Genomic DNA, 22,817 nt, shown 5'->3' with positions numbered 1-22,817 from the left:
TGAATATGAACATTTTAGAAGAATTTTATTTTGGAAATATTGACCCTAATACACAGAGTTTTGACAGCAGTTCAAGTTATGGTCAAGCAATGCAGGTAATTGCTGACCGTGAGGAAAAGCTATCTTCATTACTGGAAGGGAAAGAAAAGCAGCTGTTTCTGGATTTTTGTAATGCATGGTCTGAAATCAACGGAGCAACAGCAGTCAGCAAGTTTATTATCGGATTTAAGCTGGGATCTCAATTTACAGCAGAAGCATTAAAGGAGGATTGGGAGAATGACTTTTGATTACATAGAGCGTAATGAATTATTGTATCCGAATATCGTGATTGAAGATGCAGATCGGATTGAGGCATTGGGTAAATACGGTAAACTGAGATTGGAATATTTGCACAGCCAGAGCCGCAGATGTATCGAGAATTGCTGATTACAGGAAAACTAGCTGAACATTGTGAGTGCATAGAGACTTTGGCTTTCCAGCTTTCAGAGCAAATACATCATTTTTATATTTCGCAGTATTCTTTACCGGAAGATGATTATTGTACACGGGCTTCCGCTTATTCAACAGCACAGATGATAGCTGACGAAGTAGTTTGCCATAAGCTTATTTACGTTTGATAAGGAGGTGTTGCAAATGAAGAAAATACTTGAGCAGTTATATTATGGAAATTTATACCCAAGTGAAAATATACACCCGTCGATAGATGGATACGCTGAGGCAAATCAGTTGGCTACACAAGCCTATGAGGAACTTGAAAGCAAACTGTGCCCGGAGATGAAGGCGTTGCTGGAGGATTTCATTTCTGAAAACATGCATCTGTGTTCTCTTGATGAAACCCAGGCGTTTATAGAAGGCTTTAAGCTGGCGAGCAAGTTGTTTGCGGAGATTTATTTACAAGGATAAAATTGTCTGACCAACCGAAATAGAGAAAGGGGCTCTCAGCATCGAAATGCTGGGAACTCCTTTTTCAATGGTATATATCCCTATGATTTCGTCTAAAATATAATTAATATAAACAATAGCCGAAAATATATTGACCATGTAGAGTGTATCGGCTATAATATAATAAATAACAATTTTAGCCGAAAGAGTGATTTTATGAATTATATACACAGGGCAATGGAGAATACCTTTCTCCGCCTTTCCAAAGAATTTCCTGCTTTGCTGCTTACCGGTCCGAGGCAGGTCGGAAAAACTACCATGCTGCAAAAGCTGGCTGCAGAGGAGAATATAGGACGGGAGTATGTTACACTGGACGATTTGACAGAGCGCCAAATGGCAAAGAATGACCCGAAGATGTTCCTGCAAATTCATAAGCCACCGGTGTTTATCGATGAAGTGCAGTATGCACCGGAGCTGTTTTCCTATATAAAAATACATGTTGACCAAAACCATCGTGCCGGTGATTTCTGGCTGACAGGTTCACAGGTGTTCAAATTAATGGAGGGAATACAGGAATCTCTGGCTGGGCGCGTTTGCCTGCTTCATATGGCTCCTATGTCACAGGCTGAAATCTACGGTGCTGCTTCAGCACCTTTTGTGTTGGATTTGGAGCAGCTGTCACAGAGGATAAAAGAACGGGCTCCTGTTGATACTCCTGCACTTTATGAGCGTATTTTCAGAGGTGGGATGCCTGCTCTCATCAGCGGGCAGTACAGCGATTACCGGGCGGTTTATTCCAGCTATATCAGCACCTATATTGACCGGGATGTAAAAGAGATATCTGGTGCCATTGATTCACTTAAATTTATGGACTTTATCACATCGGCCGCCGCCCTGTGTGGGCAGATGGTGAATTATAAGACTATCTCTGATGCTGCCGGGATTGACCAGGTTACCGCTAAAAACTGGCTTGGAATTTTGGAGAGGTTGGGAATAGTGTTTTATCTTCACCCATATTCCAACAATATGCTTAAGCGTATGGTGACGAAACCAAAGCTTTATTTCTACGACTGTGGCTTGGTGGCATACCTGACCAAATGGAGCGATAGCGACACGCTGATGAATGGTGCGATGAGCGGAGCAATTCTTGAAAATTTTGTGGTGTCAGAGATTGTCAAGAGCTATCAGAATTGCGGTCGGGAAGCCTTTATTTATTACTATCGTGACAAGGATACCAAAGAGATAGATATCTTGTTGGAAGACAGTGGTAAGCTGTACCCTATGGAAATCAAAAAAACAGCCACTCCTCAAAGCCAGCTCACTCGAGTATTCGGAGTGATTGATAAGTCTTCTCTGGAGCGTGGCACAGGGGCAGTACTTTGCACAACGGATAGGCTATCGGCGTTTGATGGACGAAATTTGATTGTTCCCATTTGGGGGATATAATAGACGATATTAAAATAGGTAACTTTAACCTGAATTCAATATTACAACCAATATAGCTCCATGGAGTTACTAATTTTAATTGATTTCAAGAGTGTATTGGCCAAAAGCCACATCATGCAAGTAACGCTCTCCGATAGAATTTTATCGAACTATAGAGTTCATCCAAACAGGTGGAGTTCGATTTTGTGTTTTAAGACCGTTAGGACAATATTTAACTATGGCTAAATGATTTAAAGCTTTTTGTTATAACAGGGGCTGGTTATTAGTTGGTATAAGCCCCTGTTTTAGGATTTATAAGATACCGTACCAATTTGCTCTAATGAGGATTAATCTGCTGACCATCTTTCTTCAAAACATTCGGGAGGTAGTGCTAACGCAGCTTTATACTTTTGAGAGAGTTCCTTTCCTCCAGGCATGGAAGGTAACATACTTAAATAAGCTCGAATAGCTGCCCTGATACCTGCAAGACAGGTCTTTGTTTTTATCCAGTTTTGAGGACTAAATACACGGTTTGGCAGTTGTGGCTCATTAGCTGCAGTTTCTAACGCTGTATTTAAGCAACTGCCTGCCATATCAACTATTTCATCATAAAGACCTTTTTGTTCGATTTGTGCCAAAGCAATTGCAGGGTTTGGTACGCTCTCTGGCATATTGCTTGCTATGCAGAAGCATAACGAAACTGCGTACATATGATGATATGGAGCATAGGACTTCATTGCTAATAGGCTTTCATTCAACCCCAAGGGGTTTTCCTTTACCCAACGCTGTAAAACCGCATGATTAAGCTTATTTAATGCTTGAATATTATCAGGATGATAATCTTTCTTGAATATCTGCTCGAAGTATTTATCAAATATTTTGGACTCGCTATATGAAATATTAGGACGTTGAGATTGCCAAGCCATTAAATATTTGCCTAAATCGGATAAGTCAATAATGAAGTCTTTATCTTTATTGGCCGGAGCTATTTCACCACGTTTTGTGAGCATATATCCATTGGTGTATTTCTGTTCGAAGGCCTTTTTCAATGCCAACACTTTCTTATCATTGCTTCTTAAGTCACGGGCTTTCACAGCACTCTGCGAATTTGTGGAAACGCTGATTTTATCTGCTCTATTGCGTTCTGGAATTTCATAAAAACGAAACATAATGTAAGAGTTATTCTGTGCCTTAACTTGCTCACTACAAGAGAGTATTGTATTAAGAGATTGACAGCCATTTACAACGCTCAAGCCTTTCAAAACCAGCTTATTCTCTTTTATTTCCATTCCAGTACAGATTGCTGTAACGCCATTATGAAAAAAGAAAAATTCATCAGGATCATTATAGATAGTGTGCTTAATGCCTTTGTTAACTGCATTGCTCAACCCTAAAGATTGACGCACGTTCTTTTTAAACAGTGTACCATCTTTAATACCGGGAAATCGAATACATTCTTTCAGCGGTAATGCAACTAGAACAGCCTTTGTATTTCCAAGATTCAATTGTAGATACTTATCCGGAAGTAAAGATACAGTATGATTAATAATAGGATTCTCTTGATCCAAGGCCATGTCATATCGACGAGCCAACTCATCATTGTCCACAAGTTGTATACTTGCGCTCAAATCGTCAAAGCTTGCTAACTCTTCTTGAAAGCATCGTAAATCACTTTGAGCGGCTTCAGTTAAAAAAGATGTTGTAATTAATTCGAAGCAGATGTCATAGTCATCTTGCAGTGCATCGCTCAAGTCAGTGAGTTTTTGTTTTAGCTTATTGTTTGCATCCTCTTGTAAGGTTTTTAAGTTTTTAATGCGAATCCAAGATGCCAAAACCTCTCTAAGCGGCTCTGCATCAACTTGGCTATATCCTATAAATTTACCTTGAATAATATAAACGGTTGAAGCGGAATCATCCACATAAATGGCATCAATTTGTTTATCATCCGCACCATCTGTAATGCAGCTTTTTGCTTGGAGCTCATCTAAATTATGTATATTTCTCAAATACCAGGCGACAAATCTCTGTCCATCATTTGAATACTGCTCCACATAATACTTTTGTGTAATCTCATCTTTTATTTTATCATACATCTGTAAAACCGCCCCTCTCAGCTGTTATCGTAATTTTTTTGAATCTAGTTTTGTAAAATGATTATATAACTACAACAATTTCAAAATTGTCATTGCTACTCCATGCGTCCAATCGCCCCTTGTACATTCATAAAGATGAAAAGCACTATTGATACCAGATAGCCACTTATTTGGGTCACATTCTGTAAAATCCAGTTGGTTGTTCTTACTTGCGATTGCTCCGTAGGCTGCTGTTCCCTGTGGAATCTGATTTAACGGTAGCAAATAGCGCTTAGCAGCAAGAGAAGCGCGTTGTTCAGTTACTTCAAAGTCTTTACTACGAATGACGATATAGGCATCTCTGGTAAACTCTAAAAGGCGATTACAGCAGGCGTGCTTTGAAACATAGAACTGCCGTGCAAGACCATTAATTAGCGTATAATCCAATATGGCACCAGCCATTAAAGGGCGAAATTGATTTTCTGGCATCAAAAGCGACACGGCAAACTGATTTGCTTCTATCTCTTTTGATTTACTGCTCTTTTCCATATCATCTGGTGTGCAGCGAAAACCTGAAACGCCATTGGAAATTAAAGTAGGGGTATGCCCTAAGTAATGATGTCCCAGTTCATGCGCAAAAGTAAAATTCACCCGACCTTGATTGCCAAACAGGGTGTTAATCAAAATGGCGCGCCTGTTCCCTTGGAACAGCAGCGCGCCACTTAGATTTGGATCGTCCGGCAGATTTTCTTTCCCCACACGAACCCCTTGAGACTTTGCAATCTCGTCCAAATGCGTGGCGGGTGCATCTTTTATGCCCATAGTTTCTAATACCCAGTTGGCTTTTGCTGATGAAGAAGATGGAGCACCCATTAATCCTCCTCCTCAAAAAGGTTGGCGATGGTTTGCATTGCCTTGGCGGAAAGGTCATCTGCCATTCCACGAGCCGCCATGCCCACGGGCTCATGCTTATAAGTGGTTGCGGGAAACGGAATCACTCGATCAACCACTTTTGCAATAGGCATTATCCGAGCTTGCTTTAAATCTTCGCAAAGTGTCATTAGTTCGTTGACTTTGGAGACAATGCGCTTCTGTTCAGCAAGAGGGGGGAGTGGAATTAATTGCTTCTTTACGATCTCGCCAGTAACTGCAATGAAGGTAGTTCCAGTTGCCTTCGAAACTAATTCAGCTTCCAATGACTGCATCCAATAGAACACAAAATCTAGTATCATTGAACCAAGTGGAATAATGGCACATAGACCACGACCAATACATACTTTTCGTCTAGTTATGTTGACTTTTCCGACAGGTGCACGAACTGCAAGCAAAACACTATTTGCAGGTGCTATTTTAGTACATTGAGTCGTATTGACCTCAGAAACATCAAGATATTTCTCTGTAAAACAACTTTTACCTTGATGAAATTCCATACCACCTAAATTATTTGAAACATTATATCCATCAGGAGACTGTCCCATGATTAATTCAGTTATATCTCCCAATCTGCACCAAACCCACCCATCAGGCAAATCATATGGGATTTCTTCTTCTGTAATCGGCGGCAACGGCTTTTCTTTTTTTAGTTTACCATCTTTAACAAGCTGTACTTTTTCTTTCTGAATGCGTTTCAGCAGCTCGGTAGCTGGTTCATCATTTTTATCCTGTGGAACCAATTTGCCCTGCACCGCCGTCTGTAAGATGGATTTTGGCAAATACTCTGCAAAGCGGTCTTCCAGTGCCTCCAGTTCTTTTTCAGCAGCTTCTAGTTTATCGCACATCGCCATCAATTCGTCTACCTTGGCAACAATACGCTGTTGTTCTGCAATAGGTGGTAGTGGAAATAATATATTTAGAACCGTTTCTCGTCCAATACCCGGAATAACCCCTTGCATTTGTTCTCTTAATGATTCTACCATTGTTTGTGTAGCAATTTGAATATATAAAAGCACCAATGAAAAACGAGATCTTATTGCCATTAGCTGTCTTGCTATGTGAACTCTTGGAATATTTACTGGAACAACTGCCATTTTTCCCACACCAGATCCTTTACAAACGATTAGCAAATCATTTGAGATAGCGATGCATCTTGGTTGCGTAGTCCAACGATTCACGATGATTTTGCTTGCTTGCAAATTACTAGCCCCCGTTAAATAGGGAATTCCATCGCATTTATCATTGTATCCAGTGGGCGAAAAATCCTGACCTGAAATAAGTTCAACAATATCTCCTAATTTGCTCCAAACCCATCCGTCTGGCAAATCATACGGTATTTCCTCATCTGAAATCGGTCGCAGAGGTTTCTCCTTTTTTAGCTTTCCTTCTTTAATTAGCGCATTCTTTTCAGCCTGTATCCGCTTTAACAGCTCAGATGCTGGCTCATCATTTTTATCCTGAGGCACGAGTTTACCCTGTACAGCAGCTTGCAATATTGCCTTTCTTAAATCTTCGGCCTTCATAATACTTCCCCCTGTTCCAGAGCAGCGGAAATTCGTGTCAGTACATTCTCAATACGAGTGGAAATAGTTGCTTTTTCATTGAGATACTGTGCAATAAATTCTTCTGGTGGCAGTATTTCCACAGTGTCATGAGGGAACCCGCAAAAATCTAAATTGTAATCGGCAGCGATAATATCCTCCACCGGGACAAAACGGGAAACCTCACTTTCGGTCCGGTTATCCCACCACGTGCGTACCGGGTCAAAGTGAGCCTCGGTCATAGGGCGTGTCTTGGAGAAATGTTTGTAACCCGCCGGCATTTCCAAACGGTAATACCACACACCCTTAGTGGGTTTACCTTTGGTAAAAAACAGCAGGTTGGTGTTAATATTGGTGTAAGGGGCAAACACATCTTTAGGCAAGCGAATAATTGTATGTAGATTGTTATCTTCCAGCAGCTTTTTTTTGATTGCAGCTTTTACGCCGGTACCAAACAGAAAACCATCCGGCAAAACCACCCCACAGCGTCCACCATCATTAAGCAATGCCATCATATGAACGAGAAATAAATCTGCGGTTTCAGTATTACGCAGTTCCAATGGAACCGACTGTGAAATTGCCTTTTCCTCCGCACCGCCAAAGGGCGGGTTGGTGACAATAATATCTACCTTATCCTTAGCTGTATACTCTGTAGTCGACTTGCGTAGAGTGTTTCCATGGAGAATATCGGGAACATCAATGCCACGTGAAATTAAATTAGTAACACATAGCAAATATGGGAACGGCTTTTTCTCAATCCCTCTAATTGTCTGCTGTAGTTTGCGATAATCTTCTGTGGTATTAATGGAACCTTCGTAATGGTCAATTACGCTGGTGAGAAAGCCACCTGTTCCACAAGCCGGGTCTGTTGCCGTGTCTAATTTGATACAACATAACGGAGCGGAATTTCTATCCCTTAACGATGCACCCGCACAGGTGCATTTTTGCACACCCCTCATAACGATGCCGTATGCACCGTTACGGAGTGAGGTATTCGGTTTTATCGCTGCCTGTGCGTACATTACATTCTCCTCGTATAGCACTTCATAGAACCCGAATAATTAGCCAATCACCTGGTATCGCAATCTTATATAGGAATCCTCCAAAGCAGTGCATTCGATCAACTTTAACACTCCCAAATTGGATAGTTCATTTTTAGATTCCAAAGACTGTCCATCAATTAAAGTGGAAGTGTCTTTTCCACCAATCAGTATCGGAGCCACAACAATATCGACAAAGTCAAATAGCTTTTCACGTAGGAACAATCCATTTACAGTTCCTCCCGACTGTACCGTCAATCTGTCACAGCCATAATCTTTATTTAGAATTTCAAGAGCCTCTTTCAGCGAGATTTGCTCTTGAAGAATAATATGTAGATTATCCTCTTTTACAGAAAAAGCCGGATGTTTCGGATTGGATGTTATAACCACCGTCTGCTTTGAACGTGCGCAGAAATACCTTACACCATTTTCCGTCAGATGGTGATTATCCAACAAGACAAATGATACAGGCGTTTTTGATGGGAGTGGCTTTTCATTAACACCCATCTTAGCCTGTACGCGACCCGTGTTAAAAGACCATAAGTCCGTGGATTGTTCAATTTCATAGTATTGATGCAAGCGATAAGGTACAATAAGTTTCGCAAATTGGGGACAGCGGGTTCCAAGAAAAGAGAGGACAAAGCTGCAGCCGTTTGGTAGAATCAAGCTACCACACAAAACACACCAAGGAGGCTGCAGCCATGTCCGAGAAGATTATACACGTGAACGAGGCGGCGATAAAGAGCGAGTTGAAAGAACTTGTTCGAAGCAGCGTGGAAGAGACGCTGAACGAGCTATTGGATCAGGAAGCGCAGGCATTGACCAACGCCGGGCGGTATGAGCGAACGGAGAACCGACAGGGGTACCGGTCGGGTCATTATAAGCGGGAGCTTTTGACCAGTTCAGGCGAGGTAACGCTGAAGATGCCGAAGCTGAAGGGGGTGACGTTCGAGACAGCGATCATCGAGCGATACCGGCGGCGGGAAAGCTCGGTGGAGGAAGCACTGATCGAAATGTATCTGGCTGGGGTGTCGGTACGGCGGGTGGAAGACGTGACCGAGGCGTTGTGGGGAACACGGGTATCGGCGGGGACGGTCAGCGAGCTGAACAAGAAGGTGTATGTCCACATCGACCAGTGGCGATCAAGGCCGCTGTCCGGCAGCTACCCGTATGTGTACCTGGATGGCATCTACCTGAAGCGGAACTGGGGCGGCGAGTACGAGAACGTATCGGTGCTGTTGGCGCTGGCGGTGAACGAAGAGGGGTACCGGGAGGTCATTGGGGCCAGCGAAGGCATGAAGGAGGACAAGGAAAGCTGGCTTTCGTTCCTCCGAAGTCTGAAGGCGCGCGGCCTAAAGGGCGTCCGGCTGTTCGTTGGGGATAAATGCTTGGGACTGAGGGAAGCGGTCAACGAGGTATTCCCAGATGCGAAGTACCAGCGCTGCGTGGTGCATTTCTACCGGAACGTGTTCTCCGCCACGCCCCGCGCCAGGATGACCGAGGTCGCCGCCATGCTCAAGGCGATCCACGCCCAGGAGAGCAAGGAAGCCGCCCGCGAAAAGGCACAGGCGGTCGTCCGGAAGCTGCAGGAACTGAAGCTGAAGGAGGCGGCAAAGAAGGTGGAAGATGGCATTGAAGAAACCCTCGTCTATATGGACTTTCCCTACGCTCATTGGCAAAAGATCCGTACCAACAACGTCATTGAACGCCTGAACCGGGAGATCCGGCGCAGAACCCGTGTGGTTGGCGCCTTCCCGGACGGCAACTCCGCCCTGATGCTGGTCTGCGCCCGTTTGCGCCACGTCGCAAGCACGGCTTGGGGCACGAAGCGCTACATGAGCATGAAACATCTGGACGATGCCGGTGTTTCGGGGTCGAATCCTGTCGCTGGCTAACTACAGGCTACCAAACGGCCAACCAATTTGCGAAAGATTCTTGACAGTACCATGCAAGCCTTCCGCTACCCCGGTTATTTTAGGGAAGTCCTTATCTACATCCAATTCGTCCGAAGTACCCGTGCTGATTTTGCCGTCAACAGACATCAGCATGAATAAAGTTGTTATAGGTTTGCTCATTATTCGTCTTCCTGTCTAAAGTTTATATTGCATGAAATTCCCATTCTTTACGAATCCATAATCCGTATATAGAAGCACTCCCATATCAGACGCAGTTATCTGCACAGTTCCACATCCATAGGTTCTTGCCTCTTCCACGACTCTCGACAGAAGCTCTTTTGCAATCCCTTTGCGTCTGTAATCTGGATCTGTAAACATACTGGATAAGAGTCCCATCTTGCCGCTCGGGCATCCAAAATATGGCGGCTTCTCCACAAATGACATACCGCTGGTTCCGACTATTTTCTCTCCATCCAGTGCAAGCCATGATACGAAAGTACCGTCAGCCATATGTCTTGTATAATAATCTTGAAGTGCCGGGACGAGGTCTATGTCCTCTTTGGCACCCTCCTCACGCAACTGTCGAATACGCATCTGTATAAAAGTGTCCAGTTCCTTCTCTGTAAGTTTTTTATAGCATATTTCCATTCAATCGCCTCACAATTCGCACACCATAATATATTCTTCGGCATTCTCATCGACCGTCTTGAATCCGACATTCTTATACATCTTTACGGCGTAGTTTGCCTTTTGCACCGCCAAGGACACCTGTTCATATCCCTGCCATTTCAGCAGTTCGAGCATCTTCACCATAAGCTGTGAGCCGATGCCCTGACCGCGATATTCCTTATAAAGCGAAATAGCGAAGGACGGTGTCTCATCATCCACATGGCCGTAATCGTCCATAATCCTTGTCCAGACCGCTCCGACAACCTTGCCACCGAAATCAGCCACCAGGCAGTTATCGCCTTTCCGGGTACCGAAATCATCTGTGTACACACGAAGTTCCGGCTTCTCGATGATGTCCCTCGCAGGCGGCTCCGCTCCCTTCGGTATGAAGATTGCTTCATACAAGAAGTCCTTCAGCAGATCGGTTTCACCTTTACGAAGGCTGCGGATCACATATTTTTTGTGCTTGTCGCTCGTCATGTGGGAGATATGCTCGTTACGCACCCTGCCCAGCATTTCAAGCATCTGTCTGCCAATCGGCTCCGGCTCGTTATCATTGCCGCCGCATATCAGTTCCAGCGTGTCCGGCGTCCAAATGTACCCGTGCGCCTTGTTATAGAGGTACTGCTGGAATTCCTCGTATTCTTTTTCTTTCAGTTGCTTCATATATACATCCTTTATGACTGAGGCATTGGAATTGCCTTTAATGCCTCATCAATTTTTATCGCCTGCACAGGAACATATTCACCATTGAGCCGAACGCCTCCGCCAGTCAATGAGAACAATTCCCTTGACGTGTTCAAGTCCAGTCGTAGATTTTCATTTGAAAGTAACTGATCCAGACCGGCAGCCACTTTCTCCGAAAGAAACTTCTCAGCTTCCTTCTGCCGTTCGATACACAGTTCTTCCGATTCACAGTCTTTCCTGATTCGAGCGTTGCTGATTATCCGGATTTCATTTACCACGCCAAGCATATGATAGACCAGTCTCATCATATGAGCTTTGGCTTCCTCTTCATCCATCTCGAAGTAAAATTGTTCAAACGCCTTATCAATCTGCGAAGAAACATCTGCAAGCCGTCTATCTGGCTCAGCTTGTTTTTTAATAGCTGTTTTTGCTGGTGTTGTGGTCTTTTGCTCCTTTTTCCCACTGACAGCATTTTTTATTCCGCGCCCCTTTTCCTTAACCCAAGGCCATGCGGTGTTTTTCCACCAAGGAGATATAACCTCCCGAAACAGCAAGATGCCTCCTGCTACGATGGCCGCACCCAGAGCTTCTCCCACTTGCTGTGCAAACTCTTCCTGCTCCGGTGTTAATTGAACGCGCCGTTCTTCATAAGGGTACGGATCATAATCATCGCTCCGTAAATCGTCAACATCGTACTCTTCCCACTCGATGATGTCGGGATTCTGATTATTCTCGTCCCGCGTCAATCCTCTCACGCGGTCTGGATTATCCTTGGAACGAATGAGATGGTCTCCATCTTTTACAATTGGCTTATATACTTTCTCACCCATTCTGTATCTTCTCCCTCAAACAAGACAAATTATAAGTATTTCTTGAACGCCTTCTTCATCTTGAGCATGACTTCGATTATCCAGTCAAACTGTGCGTTCCATTGATTCTTATCACCGAAGGTTACGCTCTTCTCGATAACGATACGGCTTGCCTTACGCTCCGGCAGTTCCCGCCAGTCGAAGGTCAGACTGGCATCGGCTTCAATTGCATCCTTATTATCGAAGAGGAAGTGGAACAGGTCTTTATCCTCGCTGATATACAGTTCCACATCCAGTTCGTTCCGCTTTTGAATCTGCGACACGGCGATGTGACAGGCTGAAGAACCCACGCTGAAGTTCATCCAATGATCCATAGACGGCTTCCTGCGATTGAAGTTCTTTGCAAACTGTGCATTTTGGAAAGCATAGTCCTGGAACGCCACCCAATAATCGTATCTCTGCTGCTGAGTCTCATTTGCGGACTCGCTCTTTTTTACTTCCTTTGTCCAGTCGTTCGGTTTTTCAATGACCTCAAACTTCACGGCAGGTTCAGAAGTACCGATGCGATACAGTTTTATCTCACAGAGGAAGAATCCGATTTTCTCATCGGTATGGTTGTTCAGCCATTCGATAGCCGCCTTGTGTTCTTCACGAGCGTGTTTCACGACCCATATAATCACATCCGCCGATTTGCCGGACGCATAGGTTATCAGCTTGCCGAGGTGATCGTGATTGGTGTCCTCCAGCTGATTCTCTATGATAATTTTCCGATCCGTTCCTGTCTCGGACGCAAAGATATCGACATTGAAATCTCCCACGGAAGACTCTGTCTCATCAACGGTAATATCAAGTCCCACTGCATCCGCAAGGAGAGCGATGTTATCGTCCTGCGAAAGCCACGGAGTAAAGTCCAGAGCTTCATGCGGCCACACCGTCCGTAGGTCTTTTATTTCTTCCAGTCTGCTCAAATTCACCATTGTCTTACTCCTCCTCGCGCTTTACATAGGTCAGTTCAATATCGTATCCCAGCGTTTCCAGCATCTGTACGAAAGTCTTATTTACAATATTCTCGTTTTTCTTTATGAGCCGATTCACATAGGACGGAGTGGTGCCCACGTCTTCCGCCAGCTTTGCCTGCGTGGTTCCTGCTTCTATACATTTTACCTTTACATCGACTTCAATATTGTTCTTCAGCATTAACTTCACCTCGTCTAACTATTGTGAAATAAATTGTACTAATTGTGCAATTTATTGTAACATGAATTTTACAATAATTCAATCACATAATAAAAAAGGCACTCCACCGTAGTAGAGTGCCATTCATGTATGTGTATCTGTTATGCCTGTATCTCCGTTCCGTCCCGAAAGGTAACCGTTATTTCCTTGTTCCTCCCGACCGTAAGGAACTCAACCATGCCGCCCCAAAGGCTACAGTCAAATTCCCGGATGGTGCCGTCTTGTGCTTTCAGCACCTTGATGAAGTTTTCCAGCCGTTCGCTCTGTGCTTCCTTGGCGGAGATGGTGGCCACCACATCATCGTACCGTGCTTTCACCGCATCATACCGCTGAACAAGCCCATTATATCGTTTCTGGTATTCGTCCTGATCCTGCGCAATACGAGCGTTCTCTGCCACGATGTTCTGTGTCATTTCTACAAGCACAGACATCTCGTCCTCCAACCTGCTTTTTTCTTCTCGTAGGGTATCGGTTCCACAAAGCGTCCTACGAATGATTTCCGCGTTGGCGATGATTTCCTTCTTCTCCGTCACAAGTTTATTGTATGCTGAAACGAATGCAGTTTTAACCTCATCCTCAGTGACATGAAGAGTCTGACACTTCTCACCATTGTATTTGCGGTTGCAGCGGTAGATGACTTTGCGGTAGCGGTCTGTGGAATGCCAGGTTTTCGCTCCGTACCAGCCGCCGCAGTCGGCACATCTAATTTTGTTGGAGAAGATACTCACTCCACTGTACCGAGTGCCGCCCTTGGTGCGTTTTGCAATCTCTGCCTGCACCATGTCGAACACCGCAGGACTGATGATTGCCTCGTGGTTTCCCTCCACATAGTACTGAGGAACTTCTCCTTCATTCTTTTTCATCTTTTTCTCAAGAAAATCTACCGTGAACTCCTTCTGCAAAAGTGCATCTCCTTTATACTTCTCATTTGAGAGCATCCGGCGCACCGTCTGTTGATTCCACACATCCTTGCCTGTAGGAGTCTTAATACCACGGCGCGTCAGTTCCGCGGCGATGGAGTGTGGCGTCATACCCTCAAGGAACAAATGGAAAATAAGCCGCACGGTTTCTGCCTGTTCGGGATTGACCACGATCTTGCCCGTTTCTTTATCCTTGTCCAGACCGAGGAAGCGACTGTAAGCAAAGCTGACCTTGCCGTTCGCCATACGCTTGCGTTGCCCCCAGGTGACGTTTTCGGAAATGGAGCGGCTCTCTTCCTGCGCAAGACTCGACATGATTGTTATGAGCAGCTCACCCTTGGAATCCAGCGTCCATATGTTTTCTTTTTCAAAATAAATCTCAATGCCTGCATCCTTCAACTGCCGTACCGTGGTAAGGCTATCCACGGTGTTCCTTGCGAAACGGCTCACGCTCTTGGTAACGATGAGATCAATTTTCCCGGCAAGGGCATCGGCGATCATCGCCTTAAAGCCCTCGCGTTTTTTGGTGTTCGTTGCCGAGATTCCTTCGTCCGTGTATATGGCAACGAACTCCCAATCGTCCCGGCTCTTGATGTAGTTGGTGTAGTAATCGACCTGCGCCTCGTAGCTTGTGGTCTGGTCTTCGTGGTCGGTCGAAACGCGGGCATACCCGGCAACGCGGCGTTTCTTCATACTGTTTATCGGCGTGGCCGTGTACCGGCTGATAGTAGCCGGTATCGCCGTTACTTTTCTTTGCGCCATGCTTTCCCACGCTCCTTCCGTAATTGTTTCATGTGTTCGCTCATCTGCCGCCGTAACTCCGGCGTGTACCTACCCTTGATGGATTCCTTGAACTTGGCTCTCTGCTCATCCGTCCACGGTCTGCCGACCCGTTTCGGCTGCTCCCATGTGCGGCTGACCGTCCTGCCGTCCTTGAAATGGAAAACCATCTCCGTTGCGGAAAGCACATCGATGTGGTCTATCCGCTTTTCAAACTCGGCATCGTCAAATTCGGGAATGCCGAGCGTCTCCGCTATAAAGGGCTTCAGCACATCTTCTCGCAAACCGACCGTACCGCAGCCGTTCCGCTCCGCGCACCGCCAGTAGAACGCCTTACCGCTTTCCGAGGTAGCTGACGGCTGTGAAGCCCTGCGGAAATTGCATCCGCATCCGGCACACTTGATTTTCCCCGTCATGACGGAAGAACCTTTGCAGTTCGGTTTCTTCCTGCGCTTCTCGGAGGTTTTCGCTCTGTACTCAGCCGTCCAGCAATCCTGGTGTCCTGTGTTCGGGCAGTCCTTCGTGACAATGCCGCCGTCCTTCAGATGGAACTCCAGTACATACCGTTCCGGCACATTGATGAAATCCACTTTCTCGCTGAATACATCCTCATCGAACTCTTCCAATCCGAGTACCTCGGCACACGCCTTTTTCAGATTCTCGTGGTTGATGCTGCCGCCGACCGGACACCGGCCGCCCTTTTTCTTCCGTGATCCGCAAGCCCAATACTCCATGAACCCTCTGTCCGTGCGCTTATTGTGGGCATAGCTGATTCCACAAAACGGGCATTTCAACTTTCCCGAAAAGCAGGTGAGGTTCAGGCTCTTGTTTGCCCTCGGTCCCAGTTCCTTGCGCCGCGCAATCTCTGACTGCACATAATCGAAGGTTTCTTTGTCGATAATGGCGGGATGTGTGTCCTCCACATAGTACTGCGGAAGCTGTCCCTTGTTCTTTTTCCGCTGCTTTGAAATGGGATCGGATATGAATTCCTTCTGCAGGAGAAGGTTTCCCGTGTAGGTCACGTTTGTGAGAACCACCTTGATGTTGGAATCCACCCAGCGGCATCCCTCTCTTGTAGTGATGCCTTCGGCGGCGAACTCCCGCTCCGTTTCCAGTCTCGACTTGCCGTCCAGGAAGTTCCGGAAGATGCGTCTCACAATTTCCGCTTCCTCCGGCACGATGACCAGGTCATCTCCCTCCCAGCGGTACCCGTACACCCGGAAGTGTCCGTTCGGTATCCCTTTCTCGAAACGCTTTCTGATGCCCCATTTGCAGTTCTCCGAAAGGCTGCGGCTTTCTTCCTGTGCGAAAGATGCGAGGATGGTCAGCATCAACTCGCCGTCACCGCTCATGGAATTGATGTGTTCTTTCTCGAACCGCACCTCCACGCCGATATCCTTCAAGTGCCGCACCGTCTCCAGCAGGTCCACCGTGTTCCTGGCGAACCGTTGGATTGATTTCGTAAGGATGATGTCGATCTCGCCGTTGTCGGCGGCTTCGATCATACGCTTGAATTCATCGCGCTTGGCTATGCCAGTGCCGCTGATCCCATCGTCCGCGAACACGCCTGCGTACTGCCAGTCAGGATTCTTTTGTATCAGGGAACTGTAGTAGCTGATCTGTGCGGAGAGGGAATGGTTCATGCGTTCCGATTCCATCGAGATGCGAGCATAGGCAGCGACTTTTTTCTTCGTTTTTATGGTCGGCACTGCCTGTTCGACCCTTGTGATTTTTGCCATGAAATCACTCCTTTCCGACACTATACATCACTCTTTACGCCCCGGAAGTCAACGATATATCCGAGAATAATATGCCGAAAACAGGCTTATATTTCTCAAGGAAAATTGTATCAATCTGACGATACTCCTCCTCGGAAATAATGCCTTCTTCGAGCATCTTCCTGGCAAGGTGCATGGTGGTCTGATAGAGCTTTTCGTTGCGGAAGTCTTCTTTATTCATCGCCGTCACCACCTTTGAAACGGTCGGCGATGTAGCATTCATGGCTACAATACTTCCTGCGCCTGTCCCCGTAAATGTGGAACTCCTTACCGCAGTGCGGGCATCTGAAATCGTAGACCGCCTTACGCTTCACCTGGTCGAGATGGCTGTTCCACCACTCGTTACGGCACTTGTCGCAGCAGAAGCGTTTTTTCTTCTGCTTGGCGATCTGCTGAATCTCCCGACCGCAATTCTCACAGGCTGTTGTTTCGCCGGTGAGCGTTACGGAAGGCTCGATTGCAGTGTTCCCGTTGATATCGTTCCTGCGGCAGAAAGACTTTACTGTGTTCAGCGATATGCCAAGCGTCTGGGCAATCTTGCCGTAGCCATTTCCAGCCGCACGGAGTTTGATGATTTGCGCTTTCTGATTATCGGTCATATTCTCTCGGCTCCTTCCGAGGGATAGGTCTTGTGGTATCTCCCTCACTCACTACCGAGAAATTCAACCCCCACCGTTATGGCATAAAAAAAGCGGCCTGCAGGCTCTCCGAAGAGACACCCACAGGCCGTACCTGTTCCGAATAATCCTTTATTTTCAACGGTTGGAACACGAGGAACACGAAAAATCCTATTACAACATAAATTTCGTGAACGAAAATAGGGTATATAAAAAATGTGTATTATATACGGAGAGATAGGAATTTGCTGTTCCTATGTGTTCTCGTGTTCCGATTAAATCCTCGTGGCGAAGTCGAGACTAATCCAGCCCGCGCCGCTCTTCAGCCGTCCCCAACCGGTGGCTGATCCTTTGCCGGACTTCACCTCCACGATGGTGTACACACCCACGGGAATGAACTGCGTCCTGTCATAATCCGTTCCAGGCCCTTTGCGGATATTAAGGTCGGTGATGGTGATCCGCACGAGGAACGGAACATCCGGCGCGTTTGGAGTAGTTGTTTTCGGTGTGTAGATGTTTACACCGTTTACATCAAACACACTATATCCCGGATTGGCATCAGCGCACTTCTTGGCGTTCTCCAAAATCTTATATGCGCCTTTTTGTGTCTTGGAATCAGCCCAGGTCTTACGGACACGGTACCAGGCAATAGCCGTCTCGCTCTCTTTTACATCGAACTGCGTAAGGTTCCACCGCTCGATAATTGAGCAGAGGTTCTCCACGTAAGTAAGACTCGTGGCATACCCGCCGTCCTTGATGATCTGCGCAGCCTTCTTGTAGTCAGTGCAGCCCTTCAGACCGTCATAGCGGAGTTTGCTGCCGTTCTTCGCACCCAGTAGATACGCGCTGTGGTCGGCGATGGAGTCCTCCATGCACGGATACTTGCGGAAGTCCGCCGTGATCGTCTCGTAGCTGCCGTCCGTATGCTGCTCCTTCGTCTGCTTGGTGTACTTGCTTTTGCCGTCCCAGGTCGAACCGCTCCAGGTGTTGCCGGAGAGGGAGCATTTCATGCCGAACACATTATTGGCATTCTGCGCCAGTTCCGACTTGCCGTAGCCGGATTCGAGGATGAACTGCGCCATCGAAACCGATGCGAGGATGCCCGTTTTCTTCTGGTCTGCGGTAAACATTGTTTCCACACTCTTTACAACATCCGCCTCGGAAAGCCCGGAAAAGGCAGAAGCCTGTGTTCCCTGTGTAGTTGTGGAACCATTGGCACCATCGGTACCACTACCGAGAGCCGCCGTGACCTTCTCCGCAAGATCGCCCATCCTGGCATACATCCAGTTGCCGGGACAGCTTTTGTTTGCAAACCATCTGTGGACGGTCAGGATCATCTCGCCGGACTTCGGTTCATAGGCGAGAGCCTTATCCTTATCACCGAGCCACAGCAGCTTCGTCTTGCCGTTGCGCTTGCAGATATCCACGCACAGTTTAATGAGCATCTGATAAACGATGTCGCGGAACGCATACGGCTCCGTGGTGTCGGACGCGCATTCGATGGTGATCGCCCTCTGGTCGTTTGCATTGGAGGAGGAACACCAGGAGCGGTTCTTCTCCTCCACATACATCCCGACACGCCCATCCTTGTCGATTCCATAGTTGCTTGATGCCTGCGTGGAGGACTTGGCAAACCAGTCGCCAAGCCCCTCCGCCGTACACTGACCGACCACACAGTGTGGAGTGATACGGTCGATGGAGTGCGTCCGCTGCCCGGAATGGTTCGGGCTGAGTTTGGTGTAAGCCACCATAGAACTGTTTGTGTATGCCATTACTCGTCACCGTCCTTTCCATCGGTGTTGCGGTCATGGAGCTGCTCCAGCACCGCTTTCAGCTTTTCCGGGATAGGCAGACCCAGATGCGCGGCGTTCTCCGTGAGAGATACACCCTCGTTGGAGATGTAGAAAAAGATCACCGCCGTGCGAAGGACACTGCCCGTGCCGATGACCTGCACATCGAGGATGTTGGCGATCCCCACGAGCAGAAAAATAAGCACCTTGCGGCAGATACCCTTGAAACCGACCTCGCTGGAGAGCTTCTTGTCCGCAATGGCGCACATAACGCCTGTGATGTAGTCGATTGCCACGAACGCCACAAGTGCAATGAGCAGACCGTCACAGCCGCCGAGGAAGTAGCCGAGCCATCCTCCGATTGCCGCGATGATTACCTGAATGGTGTTCCAGAATTCTTTCATGAGATTTGTCCTCCTTTGCATTTTTGGTATGAAAAAAGCGACTGCCCGTAAGCAATCGCCATTTCCCGAAAGATAGTGTGTTGTATTGTGTTATATTGTCAGACCTGTTTCGGCAGCCACTCCCACAGCCGCAAGTCCTCCTGCCCAAGGGACCACATACACATCCCTCGAAGTTTCCACCGATAAGCCGCCTCGTTCGCCCAATAGACGAGGGAGTCCACGTCCTGGTAATAGAGAATGGAAAAGCCGTCCGCATCGCCGAGGAAGAGCCGTGATATCCAAATGTTGATGTCCACGGGAATGACCGTAGCCTGATAGTCGTTGCCGCAGGAAAGCGAGGTCATATCATCCGAATGGAAGAAGTCATAGTCCATTGAAATATCCTCGCTCCGAATAGAAGTCTCCTCTATATCAGAAGTCAGTGTAAACACCTGGAACTCGCTGTCCCAAGTGCAGTTGCTCCTGCTGATACGGCCGTATGATTTCTGCGTCCCGTCCGGCATGACAACATCGAACCGCTCATATGGCTCATATGTCCAGGCATCACCAAGGCGCATCAGTTCACAGACCGTCCGATTGTCGGATCGGTAGCCTGCGTAACCGCCGGAGAAACCGCTGACCGTTGCTGTGAACCGCAGCGTATAGGAAGAACCGGAATAAACGCGCACCCTGTTCCCACGGATACGCATCTCCACCGTGTACATATTTGGATTTGTCCGAAGGTCGGCGTTCGGCGTCCTCGCGATCTCCTGACTGTAGCTGCCGAGAAGCGTGGAGCCGTTATACAGTTCCACTGCTTGATTGTCATAGTTTAGGCAGCAGAACAGATTGCCGCAGAAAACTCCTGCACGACCGCTGCTATTTGCCGGGAACGCCAGCCTTGCCCGTAAGTGGATATCCGAAAAGCCGTCATACTTCCATGCAAGCTGTCCCTTGCCGTCAAGCTGGGAATAAACTCGCTCCATCGAGTATTCCTCTGACCGCCACACCTCAAAAGAGCCTGACAGCACCGTCCAGTAATTCGTTTCAAGAACGCCGTAGTCCCGGAAGTCCTCATACCAGACAAGAGCCGAGTCGGGCTTTCGGCGGAGCATCTCCAAGGTCAGACGAAAGCCACGGTCGGGACCGACCATATTGCCGTCCACGTCTTTGAACTGTCGCGGGGAAAAGGTGTAGGTTGCTTCTCCTGCGGACGGTTTCTCGGAAAAGGATGAGCAGACACGGAAACCGTAAAACTGTACGCCCTTCACATCGACAGAAATCTTTATGGTATGCGTTCCCGCAGATAGGCTCACACCGCTTGCAAGTGTAGTCCAGAAGGTAGTCCTCCAGTACGGCCACCACAGTCGGCTCTCCGTGAAGTGCCTATTCGAACCGTCCAGCGATACATAAATGCCGTTCTTATCCCAAAACGGATAACAGAGCCGCACAGCCACGTCATAAGTTCCCGCCGTGTTGACGGTAAATCGGTATGTGACTGATCCTTCATCACCGAGCGTAGCGATGCCGTTCTCGATGGATACGATGCCGGATGCGCTGGCGTAGTTGCCACCGTCATGGTCGATAATGATGTTTTCAAACTCGGTTTTCTGCTGCTTGCCATAGGCGGTCAGATAATGTCTGCCGTTGTATGTCCCGCTCATCTGCGGGTACTCGTAGCTGTCGGCATCCCGTCCCTCCATGTAGTCGTACACATGAGGGAGCGCCCACGGCACTTTGTTGTTATCGTCCCAATATCCCACGAACGGGATAAACGGCTGCGGCGGCTGATCGTCCGTAAAGTTATACACGCCCTTCAGCCAGTTCTGTGCGGCGTAGTAGGTCTGCGAGGTGCCTCGATAGGTCTTGCCGATATTGGAAGGCAGGTCGTATATCTGCCAGTTCCAACCGTAGGCGGGCATACCGAGGAACACCTTGTCCGTATCCATGACCTGGGATGCATAGTCGTAGATTCCCTCAAGCCAAGAGCGTGGGGACACAGGCCCCGGCGCGGAGCCTGCCCACGCCATACCGTAGCTCATGATGGATGCGGTATCGCAGTAATTGTTGAGGTCGGCATACACGCACCAGTTCTCACCGCCGACTGAGCCGTTGACGCTTGTCATACCCGGCAGGCAGATATTCATCAGCTTGGATGAGTCGTATGCCTTGACCGTGTTGTAGATATTGCGGAACATCGCCGTAGATTCCTCGTGCGTGGAATATCCATCGCCTTTCTCAAGGTCGATGTCGATGCCGTCACACCACGGGTATTTCTGCATAATGCGGACGATTTCCGAGAGGAAAGTATCCTGTGCGCCGTTTATGTTGTCCCTTAAGGCGCGGAAGATGCTGTTTGTGCCGTCATTCGCCACGGTCAGCAGCCACTTGATGTGCGGGTACATATTGATGTAGGTCAGCATACTTGAAATGCTGACGCCTGTTTCATAGATTTCCCCAGTCGCTCTGACTTTGAATGAAAACAGTCCAATCTGGCTGATGCGGTCACCGTAGTTCCGAAGAGCCGTATACATCCTGGCGGTGCCCATGAAAGTCCACACCATGATTTTCTTCCCTTTGAGTACATCCATCAGAGCAATTCACCTCCATCGTCCATTTCCTGCATCGAATATAAAAGCTGCGCGGATTTTCCTTGCGGAAGGGACACGATGTGTTTGGAATCCCACGCCGCACTGTACTGATAAAAACCCTCTTTCGTTTCCTTCGCTCCGTTCCTCGTGCATTCCCTCTTGGATGCCAGCAGAGCCACATTGTCCCCAGCGTTCATAGCATTCGGGAAGGTCGCTTTCTGACCGCCGACACCCTGTGCCAGCGTGACAGAGCCGCCCTCCATGTACTGTTTTGGATAGAGGTTGATATCAAGCCCTGCCGATGTACCACCGAGGTTTAAGAGAATCACCGTTTCTTCCGAGCGGACGATGCCGTTGAACCAAACAGGAGCATTCTCTGATTCCTTTAGGCAAATCTCCGTATGCGGAGCATAGCCCGTCAGAGCGGGACCTTCCTGCAGCTGAAGGTCGGTAAAATAAATCGTGCCGGAGCAATCGGTGATGGTAGGAACCACCGTTACGCTCACGACACGCTTATCCTGTTTTTTGTTCACGACCTCCGCAAGGCGGATGAATCTGACGTTACCCATCGAGCGTCCACTTGATCTCGCAGGGATGTCCTACCCATCCCGTAGCGACCGCTCCCGCCTGGAGGAGTATGTCCGTCACATAGAGTTTTCCCGTGCAGTTCGTGACGCAGATACGGACGGTGATGGACTTGATCCTGTCCCCATAATGCTCCGGCGATACCTTCGCCTGTGTTTTTGAAAAATAAACCATAGCCCACCTC

24 protein-coding genes and 1 pseudogene are annotated in these 22,817 nt (G+C 47.6%); 5 read left to right on the top strand and 20 right to left on the bottom strand.

Annotated features, from left to right (window positions below; genetic code table 11):
• Positions 1-5: 5 nt before the first annotated feature.
• From G340_RS0107185 to G340_RS0107170, 4 genes and pseudogenes are all read left to right on the top strand, one after another.
• Positions 6-287, top strand: coding sequence for a DUF6809 family protein (locus G340_RS0107185; RefSeq protein ID WP_154653126.1), 282 nt, complete (start codon positions 6-8; stop codon positions 285-287).
• Positions 277-617: pseudogene (locus G340_RS18575) on the top strand (TnpV protein). The gene G340_RS0107185 and the pseudogene G340_RS18575 overlap by 11 nt, the downstream one beginning before the upstream one ends.
• 16 nt (positions 618-633) lie before the next feature.
• Positions 634-903, top strand: a complete 270-nt coding sequence (locus tag G340_RS16525; RefSeq protein ID WP_020072980.1) for a DUF6809 family protein — start codon at positions 634-636, stop codon at positions 901-903.
• Between the two features lie 195 nt (positions 904-1,098).
• Complete coding sequence (locus tag G340_RS0107170; protein ID WP_020072979.1) at positions 1,099-2,328, top strand: ATP-binding protein; 1,230 nt, start codon at positions 1,099-1,101, stop codon at positions 2,326-2,328.
• Between the two features lie 326 nt (positions 2,329-2,654).
• Here the strand turns inward: G340_RS0107170 and G340_RS0107165 are convergent, their stop codons facing one another.
• The 5 genes from G340_RS0107165 to G340_RS16515 form a co-directional block, all read right to left on the bottom strand.
• A complete protein-coding gene (locus G340_RS0107165) occupies positions 2,655-4,400 on the bottom strand; it encodes an AIPR family protein (protein ID WP_020072978.1) in 1,746 nt (581 codons plus the stop codon).
• Positions 4,401-4,469: 69 nt separating this feature from the next.
• Complete coding sequence (locus G340_RS0107160; RefSeq protein ID WP_020072977.1) at positions 4,470-5,252, bottom strand: ImmA/IrrE family metallo-endopeptidase; 783 nt, start codon at positions 5,250-5,252, stop codon at positions 4,470-4,472.
• Positions 5,252-6,835: a restriction endonuclease subunit S gene (locus tag G340_RS0107155; protein ID WP_020072976.1), complete on the bottom strand. Its 1,584-nt coding sequence runs from the start codon at positions 6,833-6,835 to the stop codon at positions 5,252-5,254. Before G340_RS0107155 ends, G340_RS0107160 begins: the two co-directional genes overlap by 1 nt.
• Positions 6,832-7,875, bottom strand: coding sequence for an HsdM family class I SAM-dependent methyltransferase (locus G340_RS16520; protein ID WP_020072975.1), 1,044 nt, complete (start codon positions 7,873-7,875; stop codon positions 6,832-6,834). Before G340_RS16520 ends, G340_RS0107155 begins: the two co-directional genes overlap by 4 nt.
• Positions 7,876-7,914: 39 nt before the next feature.
• Positions 7,915-8,559, bottom strand: a complete 645-nt coding sequence (locus G340_RS16515; RefSeq protein WP_051092144.1) for a dihydrofolate reductase family protein — start codon at positions 8,557-8,559, stop codon at positions 7,915-7,917.
• 35 nt (positions 8,560-8,594) lie between these two features.
• Between G340_RS16515 and G340_RS0107145 the strand changes: the two genes are divergently transcribed.
• On the top strand, positions 8,595-9,788 hold the full coding sequence (locus tag G340_RS0107145) for an IS256 family transposase (RefSeq protein ID WP_020072973.1): 1,194 nt from the start codon (positions 8,595-8,597) through the stop codon (positions 9,786-9,788).
• Here G340_RS0107145 and G340_RS0107140 read toward each other — a convergent pair whose 3' ends face one another.
• From G340_RS0107140 to G340_RS0107070, 15 genes are all read right to left on the bottom strand, one after another.
• Complete coding sequence (locus G340_RS0107140; protein WP_020072972.1) at positions 9,789-9,968, bottom strand: hypothetical protein; 180 nt, start codon at positions 9,966-9,968, stop codon at positions 9,789-9,791.
• Positions 9,969-9,983: 15 nt separating this feature from the next.
• Positions 9,984-10,436 carry a GNAT family N-acetyltransferase gene (locus tag G340_RS0107135; protein WP_020072971.1) on the bottom strand — a complete coding sequence of 151 codons (453 nt, stop codon included), beginning with the start codon at positions 10,434-10,436 and terminating at the stop codon, positions 9,984-9,986.
• A gap of 9 nt (positions 10,437-10,445) precedes the next feature.
• Positions 10,446-10,937: a GNAT family N-acetyltransferase gene (locus G340_RS0107130; protein WP_033402216.1), complete on the bottom strand. Its 492-nt coding sequence runs from the start codon at positions 10,935-10,937 to the stop codon at positions 10,446-10,448.
• A 197-nt stretch (positions 10,938-11,134) separates the two neighbouring features.
• Entirely contained in the window at positions 11,135-11,974 is an 840-nt protein-coding gene (locus G340_RS0107125; protein WP_020072969.1) for a hypothetical protein, read from the bottom strand.
• 29 nt (positions 11,975-12,003) lie between these two features.
• On the bottom strand, positions 12,004-12,930 hold the full coding sequence (locus G340_RS0107120) for a DUF4268 domain-containing protein (RefSeq protein WP_020072968.1): 927 nt from the start codon (positions 12,928-12,930) through the stop codon (positions 12,004-12,006).
• 4 nt (positions 12,931-12,934) lie between these two features.
• Positions 12,935-13,150 carry a helix-turn-helix domain-containing protein gene (locus G340_RS0107115; RefSeq protein ID WP_020072967.1) on the bottom strand — a complete coding sequence of 72 codons (216 nt, stop codon included), beginning with the start codon at positions 13,148-13,150 and terminating at the stop codon, positions 12,935-12,937.
• Positions 13,151-13,290: 140 nt separating this feature from the next.
• A complete protein-coding gene (locus G340_RS0107110; RefSeq protein ID WP_020072966.1) occupies positions 13,291-14,871 on the bottom strand; it encodes a recombinase family protein in 1,581 nt (526 codons plus the stop codon).
• Positions 14,853-16,628: a recombinase family protein gene (locus G340_RS0107105; RefSeq protein ID WP_020072965.1), complete on the bottom strand. Its 1,776-nt coding sequence runs from the start codon at positions 16,626-16,628 to the stop codon at positions 14,853-14,855. Before G340_RS0107105 ends, G340_RS0107110 begins: the two co-directional genes overlap by 19 nt.
• Positions 16,629-16,662: 34 nt before the next feature.
• On the bottom strand, positions 16,663-16,848 hold the full coding sequence (locus G340_RS0107100) for an SHOCT domain-containing protein (RefSeq protein WP_020072964.1): 186 nt from the start codon (positions 16,846-16,848) through the stop codon (positions 16,663-16,665).
• Entirely contained in the window at positions 16,841-17,266 is a 426-nt protein-coding gene (locus G340_RS0107095) for a helix-turn-helix domain-containing protein (RefSeq protein WP_020072963.1), read from the bottom strand. The genes G340_RS0107100 and G340_RS0107095 overlap by 8 nt, the downstream gene beginning before the upstream one ends.
• Before the next feature lie 293 nt (positions 17,267-17,559).
• The gene (locus G340_RS0107090) at positions 17,560-19,056 is read right to left on the bottom strand and encodes a glucosaminidase domain-containing protein (RefSeq protein ID WP_027103901.1); all 1,497 of its coding nucleotides are present in this window, start codon (positions 19,054-19,056) and stop codon (positions 17,560-17,562) included.
• Complete coding sequence (locus tag G340_RS0107085) at positions 19,056-19,478, bottom strand: phage holin family protein (protein WP_020072961.1); 423 nt, start codon at positions 19,476-19,478, stop codon at positions 19,056-19,058. Before G340_RS0107085 ends, G340_RS0107090 begins: the two co-directional genes overlap by 1 nt.
• A 98-nt stretch (positions 19,479-19,576) precedes the next feature.
• The gene (locus G340_RS0107080; protein ID WP_407635358.1) at positions 19,577-22,051 is read right to left on the bottom strand and encodes a glycosyl hydrolase family 18 protein; all 2,475 of its coding nucleotides are present in this window, start codon (positions 22,049-22,051) and stop codon (positions 19,577-19,579) included.
• Positions 22,048-22,617, bottom strand: coding sequence for a hypothetical protein (locus G340_RS0107075; RefSeq protein ID WP_020072959.1), 570 nt, complete (start codon positions 22,615-22,617; stop codon positions 22,048-22,050). The genes G340_RS0107080 and G340_RS0107075 overlap by 4 nt, the downstream gene beginning before the upstream one ends.
• A complete protein-coding gene (locus G340_RS0107070; protein WP_020072958.1) occupies positions 22,610-22,807 on the bottom strand; it encodes a hypothetical protein in 198 nt (65 codons plus the stop codon). The genes G340_RS0107075 and G340_RS0107070 overlap by 8 nt, the downstream gene beginning before the upstream one ends.
• Between the last annotated feature and the right edge of the window lie 10 nt (positions 22,808-22,817).

The organism is Faecalispora sporosphaeroides DSM 1294, assembly GCA_000383295.1.
GTDB classification, from domain to species: Bacteria; Bacillota; Clostridia; order Oscillospirales; family Acutalibacteraceae; genus Faecalispora; species Faecalispora sporosphaeroides.
The sequence above is the reverse complement of the archived record's forward strand: the minus strand, read 5'-3'. Positions and strand labels throughout refer to the sequence as shown.

Bases quoted from the DNA above. Each gene is read 5' to 3' on its own strand.
- G340_RS0107095 (WP_020072963.1), bottom strand. From the start codon at position 17,266: ATGACCGATAATCAGAAAGCGCAAATCATCAAACTCCGTGCGGCTGGA.
- G340_RS0107185 (WP_154653126.1), top strand. From the start codon at position 6: ATGAACATTTTAGAAGAATTTTATTTTGGAAATATTGACCCTAATACA.
- G340_RS16520 (WP_020072975.1), bottom strand. From the start codon at position 7,875: ATGTACGCACAGGCAGCGATAAAACCGAATACCTCACTCCGTAACGGT.
- G340_RS0107155 (WP_020072976.1), bottom strand. From the start codon at position 6,835: ATGAAGGCCGAAGATTTAAGAAAGGCAATATTGCAAGCTGCTGTACAG.
- G340_RS0107130 (WP_033402216.1), bottom strand. From the start codon at position 10,937: ATGACGAGCGACAAGCACAAAAAATATGTGATCCGCAGCCTTCGTAAA.
- G340_RS0107105 (WP_020072965.1), bottom strand. From the start codon at position 16,628: ATGGCAAAAATCACAAGGGTCGAACAGGCAGTGCCGACCATAAAAACG.
- G340_RS0107145 (WP_020072973.1), top strand. From the start codon at position 8,595: ATGTCCGAGAAGATTATACACGTGAACGAGGCGGCGATAAAGAGCGAG.
- G340_RS0107135 (WP_020072971.1), bottom strand. From the start codon at position 10,436: ATGGAAATATGCTATAAAAAACTTACAGAGAAGGAACTGGACACTTTT.
- G340_RS0107165 (WP_020072978.1), bottom strand. From the start codon at position 4,400: ATGTATGATAAAATAAAAGATGAGATTACACAAAAGTATTATGTGGAG.
- G340_RS0107100 (WP_020072964.1), bottom strand. From the start codon at position 16,848: ATGAATAAAGAAGACTTCCGCAACGAAAAGCTCTATCAGACCACCATG.
- G340_RS0107075 (WP_020072959.1), bottom strand. From the start codon at position 22,617: ATGGGTAACGTCAGATTCATCCGCCTTGCGGAGGTCGTGAACAAAAAA.
- G340_RS0107160 (WP_020072977.1), bottom strand. From the start codon at position 5,252: ATGGGTGCTCCATCTTCTTCATCAGCAAAAGCCAACTGGGTATTAGAA.
- G340_RS0107140 (WP_020072972.1), bottom strand. From the start codon at position 9,968: ATGAGCAAACCTATAACAACTTTATTCATGCTGATGTCTGTTGACGGC.
- G340_RS0107085 (WP_020072961.1), bottom strand. From the start codon at position 19,478: ATGAAAGAATTCTGGAACACCATTCAGGTAATCATCGCGGCAATCGGA.
- G340_RS0107120 (WP_020072968.1), bottom strand. From the start codon at position 12,930: ATGGTGAATTTGAGCAGACTGGAAGAAATAAAAGACCTACGGACGGTG.
- G340_RS16525 (WP_020072980.1), top strand. From the start codon at position 634: ATGAAGAAAATACTTGAGCAGTTATATTATGGAAATTTATACCCAAGT.
- G340_RS0107110 (WP_020072966.1), bottom strand. From the start codon at position 14,871: ATGGCGCAAAGAAAAGTAACGGCGATACCGGCTACTATCAGCCGGTAC.
- G340_RS0107170 (WP_020072979.1), top strand. From the start codon at position 1,099: ATGAATTATATACACAGGGCAATGGAGAATACCTTTCTCCGCCTTTCC.
- G340_RS0107090 (WP_027103901.1), bottom strand. From the start codon at position 19,056: ATGGCATACACAAACAGTTCTATGGTGGCTTACACCAAACTCAGCCCG.
- G340_RS0107115 (WP_020072967.1), bottom strand. From the start codon at position 13,150: ATGCTGAAGAACAATATTGAAGTCGATGTAAAGGTAAAATGTATAGAA.
- G340_RS0107070 (WP_020072958.1), bottom strand. From the start codon at position 22,807: ATGGTTTATTTTTCAAAAACACAGGCGAAGGTATCGCCGGAGCATTAT.
- G340_RS0107125 (WP_020072969.1), bottom strand. From the start codon at position 11,974: ATGGGTGAGAAAGTATATAAGCCAATTGTAAAAGATGGAGACCATCTC.